General features: G+C 71.2%; 14 protein-coding genes. 3 read left to right on the plus strand and 11 right to left on the minus strand.

The features are described from left to right. The first annotated feature begins 51 nt into the window (after positions 1 to 51). Positions 52 to 210, plus strand: coding sequence for a hypothetical protein (locus tag ACK1X7_RS43090; protein WP_361502676.1), 159 nt, complete (start codon positions 52 to 54; stop codon positions 208 to 210). Between the two features lie 86 nt (positions 211 to 296). Here ACK1X7_RS43090 and ACK1X7_RS43095 read toward each other — a convergent pair whose 3' ends face one another. After that, positions 297 to 1,007, minus strand: coding sequence for an HdeD family acid-resistance protein (locus ACK1X7_RS43095; protein WP_385150410.1), 711 nt, complete (start codon positions 1,005 to 1,007; stop codon positions 297 to 299). Positions 1,008 to 1,175: 168 nt separating this feature from the next. Here ACK1X7_RS43095 and ACK1X7_RS43100 point away from each other — a divergent pair, with 168 nt between their 5' ends. Further along, entirely contained in the window at positions 1,176 to 1,553 is a 378-nt protein-coding gene (locus tag ACK1X7_RS43100) for a DUF2267 domain-containing protein (protein ID WP_385150407.1), read from the plus strand. 37 nt (positions 1,554 to 1,590) lie between these two features. On the opposite strand, the gene ACK1X7_RS43105 is transcribed toward ACK1X7_RS43100, so the two are convergent. From ACK1X7_RS43105 to bglX, 7 genes are all read right to left on the minus strand, one after another. Beyond that, positions 1,591 to 2,022: a TIGR03668 family PPOX class F420-dependent oxidoreductase gene (locus tag ACK1X7_RS43105; protein WP_413116553.1), complete on the minus strand. Its 432-nt coding sequence runs from the start codon at positions 2,020 to 2,022 to the stop codon at positions 1,591 to 1,593. 16 nt (positions 2,023 to 2,038) lie between these two features. Then, positions 2,039 to 2,866: an LLM class F420-dependent oxidoreductase gene (locus tag ACK1X7_RS43110; RefSeq protein ID WP_385150401.1), complete on the minus strand. Its 828-nt coding sequence runs from the start codon at positions 2,864 to 2,866 to the stop codon at positions 2,039 to 2,041. A gap of 129 nt (positions 2,867 to 2,995) precedes the next feature. Then, positions 2,996 to 3,637, minus strand: coding sequence for a C39 family peptidase (locus tag ACK1X7_RS43115; protein ID WP_413116554.1), 642 nt, complete (start codon positions 3,635 to 3,637; stop codon positions 2,996 to 2,998). A 46-nt stretch (positions 3,638 to 3,683) separates the two neighbouring features. Beyond that, a complete protein-coding gene (locus ACK1X7_RS43120) occupies positions 3,684 to 4,523 on the minus strand; it encodes an SDR family oxidoreductase (protein ID WP_385150395.1) in 840 nt (279 codons plus the stop codon). A 180-nt stretch (positions 4,524 to 4,703) separates the two neighbouring features. Then, the gene (locus ACK1X7_RS43125) at positions 4,704 to 5,522 is read right to left on the minus strand and encodes a SigB/SigF/SigG family RNA polymerase sigma factor (protein WP_385150392.1); all 819 of its coding nucleotides are present in this window, start codon (positions 5,520 to 5,522) and stop codon (positions 4,704 to 4,706) included. Between the two features lie 258 nt (positions 5,523 to 5,780). Next, positions 5,781 to 6,701: an AEC family transporter gene (locus ACK1X7_RS43130; protein ID WP_385150389.1), complete on the minus strand. Its 921-nt coding sequence runs from the start codon at positions 6,699 to 6,701 to the stop codon at positions 5,781 to 5,783. A 185-nt stretch (positions 6,702 to 6,886) separates the two neighbouring features. Then, complete coding sequence (gene bglX, locus ACK1X7_RS43135) at positions 6,887 to 9,172, minus strand: beta-glucosidase BglX (protein WP_385150386.1); 2,286 nt, start codon at positions 9,170 to 9,172, stop codon at positions 6,887 to 6,889. 246 nt (positions 9,173 to 9,418) lie between these two features. On the opposite strand from bglX, the gene ACK1X7_RS43140 reads away from it, so the two are divergent. Beyond that, the gene (locus tag ACK1X7_RS43140) at positions 9,419 to 10,096 is read left to right on the plus strand and encodes a GntR family transcriptional regulator (protein WP_385150383.1); all 678 of its coding nucleotides are present in this window, start codon (positions 9,419 to 9,421) and stop codon (positions 10,094 to 10,096) included. A gap of 69 nt (positions 10,097 to 10,165) precedes the next feature. Here the strand turns inward: ACK1X7_RS43140 and ACK1X7_RS43145 are convergent, their stop codons facing one another. The 3 genes from ACK1X7_RS43145 to ACK1X7_RS43155 all read right to left on the minus strand — a co-directional run bounded on the left by ACK1X7_RS43145 (position 10,166) and on the right by ACK1X7_RS43155 (position 13,416). After that, on the minus strand, positions 10,166 to 10,846 hold the full coding sequence (locus tag ACK1X7_RS43145; RefSeq protein WP_216345273.1) for a GntR family transcriptional regulator: 681 nt from the start codon (positions 10,844 to 10,846) through the stop codon (positions 10,166 to 10,168). 144 nt (positions 10,847 to 10,990) lie between these two features. Then, complete coding sequence (locus tag ACK1X7_RS43150) at positions 10,991 to 12,478, minus strand: aldehyde dehydrogenase (protein ID WP_385150380.1); 1,488 nt, start codon at positions 12,476 to 12,478, stop codon at positions 10,991 to 10,993. After that, positions 12,475 to 13,416 carry an alpha/beta fold hydrolase gene (locus ACK1X7_RS43155; protein WP_413116954.1) on the minus strand — a complete coding sequence of 314 codons (942 nt, stop codon included), beginning with the start codon at positions 13,414 to 13,416 and terminating at the stop codon, positions 12,475 to 12,477. Before ACK1X7_RS43155 ends, ACK1X7_RS43150 begins: the two co-directional genes overlap by 4 nt. Position 13,417: the final 1 nt, after the last annotated feature.

Here is a 13,417-nt window from a genome sequence, read left to right on the forward strand (position 1 = left end):
TTCCCCCGTGTCGGACAGTCACTGTCCGTACGTTCACGAAAGGGGCTCCATATGCACACCATGGAGGTTCGCCCACCGGTACCCAGCCGTTCCACCAGCAGATGGCGTCGATACGGCCGGCTCGCGGCCGCCAACTTCGTCCGCGGCGCGTCATACGCCTGCGGCACCGCGGCCATCGGCATGATGGCGTGGTGGGTGCAGACCCGCTGACCCGCCCCGTCACCCCGTCCCGAGCCGGAGCCCCTGACCGTCCCGCACCGTCGCGGCGGCCGTGAGCGGCCATCGCGACGGCCCGGCTACGCCTGCGGATGCGGCTGTGAGCGGAAGCGGGGGAAGTGCAGACCCCGGTGCTCCGCGCGGGGCGCACCGCCGCTGAGATGGGTGCGCAACTGGATGCCGTGCATGATCTCGATGATGCCGAGGGCGAGCAGCCAGATGCCCGCCACCACGGTGAGCGCCGTGATCGAGCCGAAGGGGGCCACGATCAGGATGATCCCGCCCAGGATGGTGAGCCCACCGAAGAACAGATGCCAGCCCCGGGCGGGCATGCCCTCGGCGGAGATCGCCGTGGCGGTCTGCATCACGCCCCGGATCAGCCAGGAGAAGCCGATCCACAGTGCGAGCAGCAGGATCGACTGGGCCGGACCCCGGAAGCAGAGCAGTCCGAGCAGCACGCTCAGCCCCCCGGTGATGAAACTCAGCACCCGCAGATGCCCGGGGATATGCGCACCGAAGGCGGCGACTAGCTGAAAGATCCCGCTGATCAGCAGATACGCACCGAACAGTACGCCGACCACCGCCAGGGTGGCCGCCGGCCACACCAGCACCATGATGCCCAGCGCGATCGCCACCAGCCCCCCGGCCACCAGGACCTGCCAGGCGGCGTTGGACATGGTGTTCTCCAACGTGGCGTACGGGCTGCCCGCACCGGAGGACCGTCCCTGCCGGCCGGGGGGTTCCTCTCTCGGCTGCTCGGCACCATGCGGACTGTCGGAGGAGTAAGTCATGATCGTCCACCTCCTCGAGTGAACAGAGGGCCATAGCCCACACCACCATCGTCCCTCCGCGTGCGTCCCCGCGCCTGATGACACCGGGCAGTGCCTCGCGGGCCGCGGCCACGCATGGGAAGGTGGTGGATGAGGCCGTGTGCTGGTGCGCGTCATAGGGAGGCTCGCATGGACGACAGGGAGTTCTTCCGGACAGTGGCGGACCGCACCCAGCTCTCCCGGCAGGAAGCGGCCGATGTCACCCGCGCCACGCTCGAGACCGTGGCGGCCCGCCTCAGCGCGGGCGAGGCCCGCGATCTCGCCCGGGAGCTGCCCGAACACCTCAGGGAGTCCCTTCAGCGCGGGGAGGGGGACATGGAGATCTTCGACCCCGACGAGTCGATCCGCAGGGTGCATGAGCGCACCGGGCTGTCCGAGCCGGAGGCCGACCGAGGCGTCCGGGCGGTCCTCGCCACGCTCCGGGAGGCGGTCTCCGCCGAGGAGTACGACCACGCCATGTCCCAGTTGGGCAGCGAGTTCGCGAGGATGGCGGAGTCCGCGCGCTGATCAGCCCGCACGCTGACCCGCCCACGGCCGATGCGGCTCATCCGGCCCGCCAGCCGCTCCACCGCCCGACGGTGATCTCCACGACCGGCCCGCGCGGCGGCCGGACCCCGTACTGGACCGGGTAGGTGTCCACGAGCAGCCGGATGTAATCCGCGGACAGCGCCGACTCGTCGGCCGGGGGCAGGACGCGGGCCGTGCCGTCGCCCCGCGCCCACCACAGGTGGTCCCAGTTCTCGTCGTAGTCGTCCACCAGGAGGCATACGGCGGGATGGGCGCGGATGTTGTCCAGGCGCCTCAGCCGCATCGTCCGCTTCGGCTTGTGGTCGACGGCCGTCACCACCGTGTCGCCGGTCAGCGCGAAGACCACCGGCACCAGATGGGGGCGGCCGTCGGCGCCGACGGTCGCCAGCCGGGCCAGCCTGGCGCCCGCGAAACGCTCGCGCGCCTGCGCGCTCGTCAGCTCCGGCATCGCGGCCCCCGGCGGCTCACCGGAACCGGGCGGCGACCTGGGACATCGCGTCCAGCCGTTTGAGCGTCTCCGCCTCCGGCATCGTCGGCAGATAGAACAGCACCCGCTCCACCCCGACGCGCTGATATCCCTCGATCGCCTTGGGGTCCTCCGGCATCGCGTACATCGTCACCGGCACCTCACGGCCGGCCACCTCACGCATCCGCTCGATCTGCGGGCCCAGCTCCTCGGGGGATCCGCTGTTGGCCAGCCAGGCGTCGCCGAGGTCCGCGATCCGCCGGAACGCGGCGTCGCCGCCACCCCCCACATAGATCGGCGGATGCGGCCGCTGGACGGGCTTGGGCCACTGGAAGACGGGGTCGAAGTTCACGAACTCCCCGTGGAATTCGGCCTTCTCCTTCGTCCACAGCTCACGGATGGCCCGCAGCCGCTCGTTCATCAGCCGGCCCCGGGTGGAGGGATCCGTCCCGTGGTTCTCCATCTCCTCGCGGTTCCAGCCCGCGCCGACCCCGAAGACGGCTCTTCCGTCGGAGACCAGGTCGAGGGAGGCCACTTCCTTGGCGGTGGTGATCGGGTCCCGTTGCACCACCAGGAGGATCCCGGTCCCCAGCAGCAGGCGCTCGGTGACCGCGGCGATCGCGGCCAGCGTCACGAAGGGGTCGAGAGTGCGGTAGTACACCTCCGGCAGCTCTCCGCCACCCGGATAGGGGGTGCGGCGGTCCACCGGGATATGGCTGTGCTCGGCGATGAAGAGCGATTCGAAACCGCGCTCCTCCAGGGCCCGCCCCAGTGGGGCGGGCCGGATGCCCTGGTCGGTGACGAACGTGGATACGCCGATCTTCACTGCGGCTCCCTGGGAAGGTGCGTCGATGATCTACGGGAACCACATGGGTACCCGGCCCGGGGGAAACCACAACGGTGCGCACGAGTGACACGGTGTGCCCGTGGCGAGGACCCCGGGACGGCGTGTGCTTTACGACCGGTGCTCACCCGGGCCGAGCAGGACACCCCGCTCCGCGTAGAACCGCCCGAGGTCGGCCCAGGGGACCTCGGCGAAGCGCTGGGAGCTGTCCGGGAAGCCCGACGGGTTGTGTACGAGGAGATGGTCCGGGGTGGCGCCGACGGCCAGCACCAGATGGCCGCCCTGGTGCGGCGGCCGCGGGTCAAGGGTGCGCAGCGAGGGGTGGACGGACAGCATCGCGAGCCGCCCGGCCGCGAGCTGTTCCGGCAGCTCCTCGGCAGGCAGCCGCGGCCGGGACTCGGCGAACAGTCCCCAGCGCCGCCGTGCGTAGGCGGCGAACGGAGCGTAGATGAGCCCGTCCACCCGGTCCGGGTGGCGCACATAGGCCCCCGCCTCGGCACACTCCTCGGCGAGCGTCACGGCGGGCGGCGCGGTGCCACGCCAGTGGTCCAGGGCCATCCGCAGACACGCCATCCCGCACAGCCGCCATGACCAGAACGCGTACTCCTCCCGGTTCGCCGCCCCGGACTTCTGCCACAGCGGGTCGTCGGCGGCCGACAGGGTGCCCGCGATGATGTCGGGCACCAGGGCGGCCGACTCCCACTGGGCGTAGTAGGGGACGGGATGGATGAGGGAAACAGGGGCCTGGGACATGTGTGCCAGTCTTCCCGAAATCCGCCCGCCGCGCCGTGGTCCCCGGTCAGCCGCCGGTGGCGAAACCCGGGAAGAGGGTCATGCCGCCGTCGACGTAGATGGTGGTGCCCACCACGTAGTCGCACAGGTCGGAGGCCAGGACCACGGCGGCGTTGGCGATGTCCAGGGGGTCGCCGATCCGGCGGTACGGGATCAGCTCCAGGAGGGCGGTCCGCGCCTCGGGGGTCTGCCAGGCACTGCGGTTGATCGGGGTCTTGATGGCACCCGGCGCGATCGCGTTCACCCTGATCTTCTGGGGCGCGAACTCCTGGGCCAGGGTCTGTGTCAGCATCGCCACGCCGCCCTTGGACGACGCGTAGTTCACATGGCCCGCCCACGGGATGATCTGGTGGACCGAGCTCATGCAGATGATTTTCCCGGCCGCCCGCGACACCTCCGGGACCACCCCGCGCCGCAGGAATTCCTTGATCGCCTCCCTGGCGCACAGGAACTGGCCGGTGAGGTTGACGGAGATGACCTTCTCCCACTGCTCCAGCGTCATCTCCACGGTGGGGGCGTCCCGCTGGAGCCCCGCGTTGGCGACGAGGACGTCGATCGTGCCCAGGCGGTCGACCATCGTGGACACCAGGTCGATGACCTGGTCCTCCTGGGACACATCCGCCTGATGGGCGTAGGAGTGCACACCGTGGCTCCGGATCTCGGTGACGACGGCCTCGGCGGCCGGCCGGTCACTGGCGTAGTTGACCACCACATCCGCGCCGGCCCGTCCCAGGGCGATCGCGGTCGCCTTGCCGATCCCCGAGTTCGCCCCGGTCACCAGCGCCTTCTGCCCCTTGAGGAGTTCCGGGACATGCACCGGAGGAGGACGCTCGGGATTGGTGTTCACTGGCTTTCGTCTCCTTCGCTTGGGCGTCCGCCCCCGTCCGCTTGGGCGTCCGGCACCCGCCGCACCGACCCTCGCAGCCCGCGTGGGGAGCCGCCGCTCCCCACGGCGCCACGGTCACCCACTAAGGCGATGCACATCGTTCCAGCGGCGCAACGCGCGCCCGGCCCGGTCGGCCGACGCTCAGCCGACCTCGGCCAGCGCCTGGTCGCGCAGTGTCGAGCAGGTGCGGTTGATGAGCCGTGAGACGTGCATCTGCGATATGCCGAGCTGCTCGGCGATCCGGCTCTGTGTCATATCGCAGAAGAAGCGCATGTAGAGGATCTGCCGCTCCCGGTCGGGGAGCCGGCTGAGACCGGGCCGCACGGCCTCGCGGTCCACCACCCGGTCGTACGCGGTCTCCTGGGTGCCGAGCGTGTCGGCCAGCGAGAAGCCGTCGTCGGCGCCGGTGAGCTGGGCATCCAGGGACAGCGGGGTGAAGCTGCCCATGGCCTCCATACCGGCCCGCACTTCCTTCTCGGTCAGCCCGGTGCGCTCGGCGATGTCCTGGGTCCGCGGCGGCCGGTCGTCCGCCGAATGGGACAGCTCGCGGTGGGCGGCCCGCACCCGGTTGCGCAGATCCTGGACCCGGCGGGGGACGTGCAGCACCCACAGATGGTCCCTGAAGTGGCGCTTGATCTCGCCGACGATGGTGGGCACCGCGAACCCGGCGAAGGCGGTGCCGTGTTCCGGGTCGTACCGCTTGACGGCCTTCACCAGACCGAGCGCGGCCACCTGCTGAAGATCCTCCAGGGATTCGCCGCGGTTGCGGTACTGCCGGGCCAGCCGCTCGGCCATCGGCATCCACGCCTCCACCACCCGACGGCGCAGTGCCTCCTTCTGGGGTCCGTCGGGGAGACGGGCCATTTCCGCGAACTCGGCGCTGGTGTCGGGCGCGTCGTCATGCGGGTGCTTCGTGGGGCCGGTCTGGGGCCGTGCCATGTCCTGCGTCGCGGTCGTCACGGAACACACCTCCTGCGATGGGCTGACGGGTCACCTGGGACCGGGGGTGCATCGCGGGAGGTTCACGGGGACGTGCTGACCGGCGCGCCGCCGCGGTGTGGAGCAATGCAGACTGCTCCCGCGGTGCGTGCCTACGGTCCGAAGCACGAGTATCCGCCTGCCCTGGGCCCCGAGGGGCAAACAAAGTTCTTCCGGACGGCTCCGCGCGGCGGCACACCGGGCGAACACCTGCCCCGAGTGGCCGCCGTGGGCCCGGGCTCAGCCCAGCAGCGCGGCGACCGTCATCAGCACCGGTGGCGCGAGCAGTGTGGACAGCAGGATCGACTCACGGGCCAGGATGGTGGAGGTCTCATACCGCGAGGCGTAGGTGAACAGGTTCTGAGCCGCCGGTAGCGCCGAGGTGACGACGGCGGCGAAGAGCGCCGGGCCGTCCAGCCCGAACACACCCGCGGCGATGGCCCAGGCCACCACCGGCTGGGCGAAGGACTTCAGCGCCACCGACAGCAGCACCGGCCCGCGTTCCGCGCCGCGTCCGGGGAGCTGAGTGCCCGGCAGCGAGATCCCGAACGCCAGCAGGACGGCGGGAACGGCCATGCCGCCCAGCAGCGAGAGCGGTTCGGCGACGGGCCCGGGGACGTGCCAGCCGGCGGCGGACACGAGGACGCCGGACAGCGAGCCGATCACGATGGGGTTGCGGAACGGCGTGGTCAGCCTGCGGATCAGCGAGGGCCGCCGGTCGGGGCGGCTGAGATCGATGACCGTCAGGGCGATCGGGGTCATGACGAGTTGCTGGAAGAGCAGCACCGGGGCGATCAGGCTGGCGTCGCCCAGGACGTACATCGCGATGGGGATGCCGAGGTTGCCCGCGTTCACATAGCTTGCGCACAGCGCGCCGATCGTCGTCCGGCCCACGCTCCACCGCCGTACGGCGCCCACGGTGACGAATGTGCCCGCCACCACGAACGTGCTCAGGGCGGTCACCAGCAGCGGGGTGGAGATGATGGCGGAGAGGTCGGCCTTGGAGAGCGTGGTGAACAGCAGCGCGGGGGAGGCGATGTCGAACGAGAGCTTGGTGAGCACCTGCCGGCCGTGGTCGCCCAGGGAGCGGCGGAGCCCGATGACATAGCCGACGACGATGATGGCCGCGATGACGCCGAAGCCGGTGATCACACCGCCCACTGGGCCTCCACCCCATCGTGGCCCGCATGGTGTGCCGCGGGGTCTCGTCCGCTCGTCGTGGTGGTCGAGGGCCAGGGCGCGGCGGTCATCAAGGGCGTCTTCCGGATGCGTAGCGGTCAGCATGCACCCTACAAGTAATTCGGCCGCGGCGCGGGTGAAATCGGTTACCCGGCGCCGGTCAGGGGTCAGATGATGGTGAGCGTGCGGCCGCCCTTCGCCAGGGAGCTGTTGCCCGCGAACACCCGGATCTCGCCCTTCTGCAACAGGAATCTGCCGTGCGGGTCCTGGGTCCAGAAGCCCAGCTCCTCGGCGCTCAGCCGGAAGCGGACGGTGGTGGCCTTCCCGGCGCCGAGGCTGACCCGGCGGAAACCGCTGAGCCTGCGCACCGGTTGCACGATGCTCGCCACCGGATCGCGGATGTACAACTGCACCACCTCATCGCCCTTGCGGCGCCCGGTGTTGCGCACCGCCACCGCGACCTCGACCGTGTCGCCCTTGCGCAGCGCCTCGGCCCGGACCCGGCTGACGCTGAGCCGGGGTTCGCCGATGTCGAAGGTGGTGTAACTGAGGCCGTGGCCGAAGGGGAACTGGGGCCCGTAGGCCAGGTCCAGATACTTGGAGGTGTAGTGGTTGGCCCGGTCGTAGGGGCGTCCGGTGTTCTCGTGGTTGTAGTAGATGGGGATCTGCCCGACCGTGCGCGGGAAGGTCACCGGGAGCTTGCCACCGGGGTTCACGGTGCCGAAGAGCACATCCGCGATGGCGTTGCCACCCTCGATCCCCGGATGCCACGCCTGGAGCACGGCGGGGGTGCGGTCCAGCCAGCCGCCCATCGTCAGCGGACGCCCGCTGAGCAGCACCACCACGAACGGCGCGCCGGTGTCCGCGATCGCGGTGATCAGCCGCTCCTGACGGCCGGGCAGGCCGAGGTCGCTGCGCACCGCCGCCTCCCCGCTGAGCGTCGCCGCCTCCCCGACCACCACGACGGTCACATCGGTCGCCCTGGCCGCCGAGGCCGCCCGGGCGATGCCCCGGGTGCTGCGGCCGGACGCGTCCACGCCTTCGACATGGCTGACACTGGCCTTCGGCGCCGCGTCCTTGACCGCGTCCAGGACGGTGACCGGGCGGAACGCGTCGGCCCATGCCCCGGCCCAGGAGCCGCGCAGATCGGTGGAGTCGGCGAAGGGCCCGACCACGGCGATGGAGCCCGACCGGTCCAGCGGGAGCGTGGACTTCTCGTTCTTGAGCAGCACCATGGTGCGCCCGGCCGCCTCGCGTGCCGCCGCCCGGGACGCCTTGGTGGGCCCGGCGATCGCCGTGTCCTCGTCCGCGTAGGGATGCTCGAAGAGCCCGAGCCGGAACTTCAGGCGCAGGATGCGGGCCACCGCGTCGTCCAGCCGGTCGGTGGTGATCTGCCCGCCGCGCAGCAGCCGCTTGCCGTACTCGTTGATGGTGGTGCTGGCCATCTCCATGTCGATCCCGGCGTTGAAGGCCAGCCGGGCCGCGTCGGAGCGGTCGGCGGCATAGCCGTGGACGATCATTTCCTGGACGCCGTTGTAGTCGCTGACGACAAAGCCGCGGAAGCCCCACTCCTCCTTGAGGATCTCGGTCAGCGCATGCCGGTAGCCATGCGCGGGGACCCCGCTGACGGTGTTGAAACTCGCCATGACGGTGGCCACCCCGGCGTCCAGGGCCGCCCTGAACGGGGGCAGGTAGAAGTTGCGCAGCCGGGCCTCGGAGACATCCACCGTGTTGTAGTCGCGGCCGCCCTCGACGCCCCCGTAGGCGATCATGTGCTTGGCGCAGGCCGCGAGGCGGTGCCGGGAGCGGAGGTCGTCGCCCTGGTAGCCGCGGGTCTTGGCGGCCGCGAGCGTCGCCGCCAGATACGGGTCCTCCCCGTCGCCCTCGGCGATCCGCCCCCAGCGCGGTTCATGGGTGACGTCCATCATCGGGGAGAACGCCCAGTGCACACCGTTGGAGCGGGCCTCCCGCGCCGACACCTCCGCGTCCCACACGGCCACCGCGGGATCGAAGGCGGCGGCCTGGCCGAGGGGGATGGGGAAGGTGGTCCACATGCCATGGATGACATCGAGGCCGAAGATCAGCGGAATGCCCAGCCGGGACTTCTCGACGGCCATCCGCTGGAGAGTGTTGGTGGTGCGGGCCCCATAGATGTTGAGCACGGAGCCGAGCCTGCCCCTGCGGGCCGCCTTCTCCGCGGCGGCGGTCTGCCCGCCGCCGGGTCCGGTGTCGCCGGTCCAGGCGAACTGCTGGAGCTGGCCGAGCTTCTCGTCGATGGTCATCCGCGCCATCAGGGCCCGGATCCTGGTCTCGTACGGACCGGATTCCGGCCCCGGCCGGGGCGCGTCGGAGGTGGGGGCGGGCGGGGCCTGGGCACGGGCGGTCGCGGCCTTGCCCGCGATGGCCGCCCCTCCGGCCGCGGCGAGCACCGTACGTCTGCGCACATCATTCATGGTCTTTGTCCTGGCCTTCGGCGAGCTGTTGTCCCCGAGTCCGAGTTCCTCAAGACCATGCTGGTCACGACCCTGTGCGGGATGCGGGCCGCCACCTTTGCCGTGGGTCTTCTGCCAACGTACGACAGGATCGGCATCCGGGCTCCCGGTGCGTCCGGTGTTCCGGGCGAGACGCCGGAGGGCGATACTGAGGTCAACGGTTAACCGTCGACCAGTGCCGGTCCGCCCGCCAGAAGGAGCCCGTCGGTGCCCATCACCTCGCTCCAGCAGCAGTCCCTCGGCGATCTGGTCGCGCATGAGCTGCGGGTCCTGATCGTTTCAGGACGGCTGCGGCCCGGCACCCATCTTGTCGAAGGCGCCCTCGCCGAGCAGTACGACGTCAGCCGCGGCCCGGTGCGGGACGCGCTGCGGCAGCTCGAGGCCGAGGGGCTGGTCGAGGCGCGCCGCCGCGGGGTCTTCGTCACCGGGCTCACCGAGGACGACGTCGAGGAGCTCTACACCCTGCGGGAGTCTCTGGAGACGCTCGCCCTCACCCTCGCCATCGGCCGGGCGGGGCCGGATGACTGGGAGCCCGCCGAGCGCTTCGTGCGGCACATGAGCGATGCCGCGGACCGCGCCGCGGCCGGTGACTTCGCCCTCGCCGACCTGGAGTTCCACTCCCAGTTCTATGTGCTCTCCGGACACCGCAGGCTGCTGGTGGTCTGGGAGCAGTACCGCCCCACCTTCGGTGTGATCCTCGACGTCACCAACGCCCAGGACGTCGATCTGCGTCCCTCCGCCGAGGCCCATGCCGATCTGCTGGCGACCGTGCGCGCCGGTGATGTCGAGCACGCCGCCACCACCCTGCGCGAACACCTCCTCGGCGCCAGGAACCGGCTCCGGGCCGCGCTGCGCTCCGCACGCGCGGCGGCCGACCAGGAGTGAACCGCCCGCCCCCGAAGGGACATCGGAGGAACATCGCCACCGCGTCGGCCAAGGGTGCCGCGGCCCGCGTCAGTCCCGGCGCTCGTCCATGCCCGCCATCAGGGCCTGGTGGCTCATCCGCACATGCTCCCGCATCACCCGCTCCGCGCCGTCCCCGTCCTTGGCCTGGATCAGGTTGAGGACGCGATGGTGCTCATCGTCGGACTCGTCCAGCCGGCCGGGCCGGGAGAGCGAGGTGCGCACCAGCCGGGCGTAGGCCAACTGGTTCATCAGGGTGCGGTAGTGCGCCTCCAGCTTGCTGTTGTCCGCGCCCACCACGATCAGATCGTGGAACTCGTGGACCAGCGCCGCGTATTGCTCGGCGTCGCCGTCCCGCACGGCCGCGTCGGCCGCCTTCATATTGGCCTCCAGCCGTTCCACTTCCGGTACGTTCCCGCGGAAGGCGAGCAGCCGGGCGGCGGCGCCCTCCAGCAGCTCCTTCATCTGGAACAGCTCGGTCAGCTCGCGCCGGGACGGTACGGCGACAAACGTCCCGACCCGTGGCCGCACCTCGACCAGCCCCTCGATCTGGAGCTGCTTGAGGGCCTCGCGGATGGGTGTCCGGCTGACGCCGAAGGTCTCGGACAGCGCCATCTCGGAGAGGCTGGAGCGGGGCGGCAGTTCACCACTGATGATCATCTGCCGCAGCTCTTCGGCGACCCTCGCCTGCATGCTGGTCTGCTGAAGCCGCTTTCCGGTGGGTTGTTGCATGGCACGTGACCCTAGAGGTGGCCGTCGCTCCCCGTCAACTGAGGTGTCGGCGGAGAGATCGGCCGGAGATGCGCTCGGGTGTTGTGCCATACAAGAACCCTTTCCTAGGCCCAAGACCGGCTCAGGACCGGCCCCAGGACCGACTCAGGACTTCAGGATGAACGGGTCCCCGGCGGGCTCCTCACTGGTGTTGATCCAGACGCTCTTGAGCCGGGTGTACTCCCGGATCACCTCTGTGCCGTGCTCGGTCCCCATCCCGCTGGTCTTGAACCCGGCCCGGGGCGACATCGGCGACATCGAGCGATAGGTGTTGGCCCACACCGTCCCGGCCTCCAGCCGGGCGGCCATCCGGTGCACCCGGTTCACATCCCGGGTCCACACCCCCGCCGCCAGGCCGTACGCGGAGTCGTTGGCGATCGCCAGGGCCTCCTCCTCGGAGCCGAAGGGCATGACGGTCGCGACCGGCCCGAAGATCTCCTCCTGGCAGATCCGCATCCCGTTGTCGGTGCCGGTGAAGACGGTGGGGGAGTAGAAGTACCCGTCGAGGCCCGTTTCCGGCCGCCTGCCGCCGCAGACCACCTTTCCGCCCTCGGCCTGCCCCAGCTCGACATACGACTCGACCTTCGCCAACTGCTCGGCGAGGGCGAGCGGGCCCAGCTCGGTGGTCTCCTCCAGCGGATCGCCGACGCGGATCGTGGCCGCCCGCGCGGTCACCCGCTCCAGGACCTCGTCGTACGCCTCCCGGTGCACCAGCACCCGGCTCCCCGCCACACAGGTCTGCCCGGCAGCCGCGAAGATGCCCGCGATCACCCCCATGGCGGCCGACCCCAGATCGGCGTCCGGGAAGATGATGTTGGGCGACTTCCCGCCCAGCTCCAGAGTGCAGCCGATCAGCCGGTCGGCGCAGGTACGGGCGATCCGGCGGCCGGTCCCGCTGGAGCCGGTGAAGGTCACCTTGGCCACGGCCTCGTGCTCGGTCAGCGGAGCGCCCGCCTCCGCGCCGTACCCGGTGACCACATTGACCACCCCCGGCGGGAACCCCGCCTCTTCGAAGAGCGGTGCGAGCGCCAGCAGCGAGGCCGAGGTGTGCTCCGACGGCTTGACCACCACCGTGTTCCCCGAAGCCAGGGCCGGGGCCAGCTTGGTGGCGGTGAGCAGCAGCGGGGAGTTCCAGGGGGTGATGGCGCCGACCACGCCCACCGGTTCGCGCAGGGTGTAGTTGAGCAGCTCGCGGTCGGCGCCGGGGATCACCTCGCCCTGGATCTTGTCGGCGAGTCCCGCGTAGTAGTAGAAGTACTCGGGCAGCCCGGCGAGTTGGGCCCGCATCTCCCGCAGCAGCTTGCCGTTGTCGAGGGTCTCGGTACGGGCCAGCCGCTCCGCGTGCTCACCGATCAGATCGCCCAGGTTCCGCAGCAGCCGCCCGCGCCGGGTCTGGCTCAGATCGCGCCAGCGCGGATCCTCGAAGGCGGTGCGGGCGGCGCCCACCGCACGGTCCACATCGGCGGCGGTGCCGCGCGCCGCCTCGTACCAGGGCTCGGCGGTGGCCGGGTTGACGCTGGCGAAGTAGCCGCCGTCGGCGGGGGCGGTCCACTCGCCCGCGATGTAGTGGTCATGGCGCGGCAGAGGGTTCATGAGCGGTGGGACTCCTGTCCGGTGTGGGCTCCGGGGTGGGCTCCGGTGTCGGTTCCGGTGTCGGTTCCGGTGTGGGCTCCGGGGTGGGATCCGGTCTGAACTCCGGGGTGGGCTCCGGTGTGGGTGAGGATCACGTCGACGAGTTCCTGCGGGCACTCCAGCGGCAGCAGATGGCGGGCGCCGGGCACGATCACCGCCCGGCCGCCGGGGATCCGCCCCGCCAGCCGGTGCGACATGGCCGGGGTCGAGCCCGGATCCCGCTCGCCGGTCACCGCCACGGTGGGGGCGGCGATCCGGGGCAGCCACTGCCACAGCCCGGTGTCGGCCGTCGCGAAGACCCGGTAACACGCGAGATAGGAGGCCCGGTCGTTGGCCAGCAGCGTGTCGAGCACCCGCTGCGCCAGACCGGGGTCCTGGGCCCGCCAGGCGGGCGAGAACCAGCGGTCGACCGCCGCCCACGCGGACGCCCCGAAGTCCTCGGCGGCCAGCTCCTGGCGGCGGGCCACCGCCGCCCGCTCCTCCTCCGTCCGGCCCGCGACCGAGCTGACCAGGGTGAGCGAGGCGGTGAGGTCCGGCCGATCCAGCCCCAGCCGCTGGGCGACCAGGGCCCCGAGCGAGAAGCCGACGATATGCGTGGGGCCGCTCAGCAGCTTCCCGACATCCGCGGCCAGTTCGGCGAGGGACACCCCGGCCGCCGCGGCCGGGGAGGCGCCGTGGCCGCGCAGATCCACCAGCGTCACGCGGTGCCGGGCGGCCAGCGCGGGCAGACAGCGGTCCCACATACGGCGGTCCAGGCCCACGCCGTGCAGCAGCATCATCGGCGCTCCGGTGCCATGGGACTCATGGGCGAGCGCCACCGGCGGCCGGGCCCCCGCCGGGTCCGGCGCGCCGGGAGCACCCGCCCCCGGTGCCCCGTCGGGAGCCCGCACCGCGTCCATG

The sequence above is a fragment of the Streptomyces sp. CY-1 genome (assembly GCF_047218265.1).
GTDB classification, from domain to species: Bacteria; Actinomycetota; Actinomycetes; order Streptomycetales; family Streptomycetaceae; genus Streptomyces; species Streptomyces niphimycinicus.

Coding starts and splice junctions, on each gene's coding strand:
- ACK1X7_RS43150 (WP_385150380.1), bottom strand. CDS start 12,478: ATGAACCCTCTGCCGCGCCATGACCACTACATCGCGGGCGAGTGGACC.
- ACK1X7_RS43100 (WP_385150407.1), top strand. CDS start 1,176: ATGGACGACAGGGAGTTCTTCCGGACAGTGGCGGACCGCACCCAGCTC.
- ACK1X7_RS43115 (WP_413116554.1), bottom strand. CDS start 3,637: ATGTCCCAGGCCCCTGTTTCCCTCATCCATCCCGTCCCCTACTACGCC.
- ACK1X7_RS43090 (WP_361502676.1), top strand. CDS start 52: ATGCACACCATGGAGGTTCGCCCACCGGTACCCAGCCGTTCCACCAGC.
- bglX (WP_385150386.1), bottom strand. CDS start 9,172: ATGAATGATGTGCGCAGACGTACGGTGCTCGCCGCGGCCGGAGGGGCG.
- ACK1X7_RS43145 (WP_216345273.1), bottom strand. CDS start 10,846: ATGCAACAACCCACCGGAAAGCGGCTTCAGCAGACCAGCATGCAGGCG.
- ACK1X7_RS43095 (WP_385150410.1), bottom strand. CDS start 1,007: ATGACTTACTCCTCCGACAGTCCGCATGGTGCCGAGCAGCCGAGAGAG.
- ACK1X7_RS43105 (WP_413116553.1), bottom strand. CDS start 2,022: ATGCCGGAGCTGACGAGCGCGCAGGCGCGCGAGCGTTTCGCGGGCGCC.
- ACK1X7_RS43155 (WP_413116954.1), bottom strand. CDS start 13,416: ATGGACGCGGTGCGGGCTCCCGACGGGGCACCGGGGGCGGGTGCTCCC.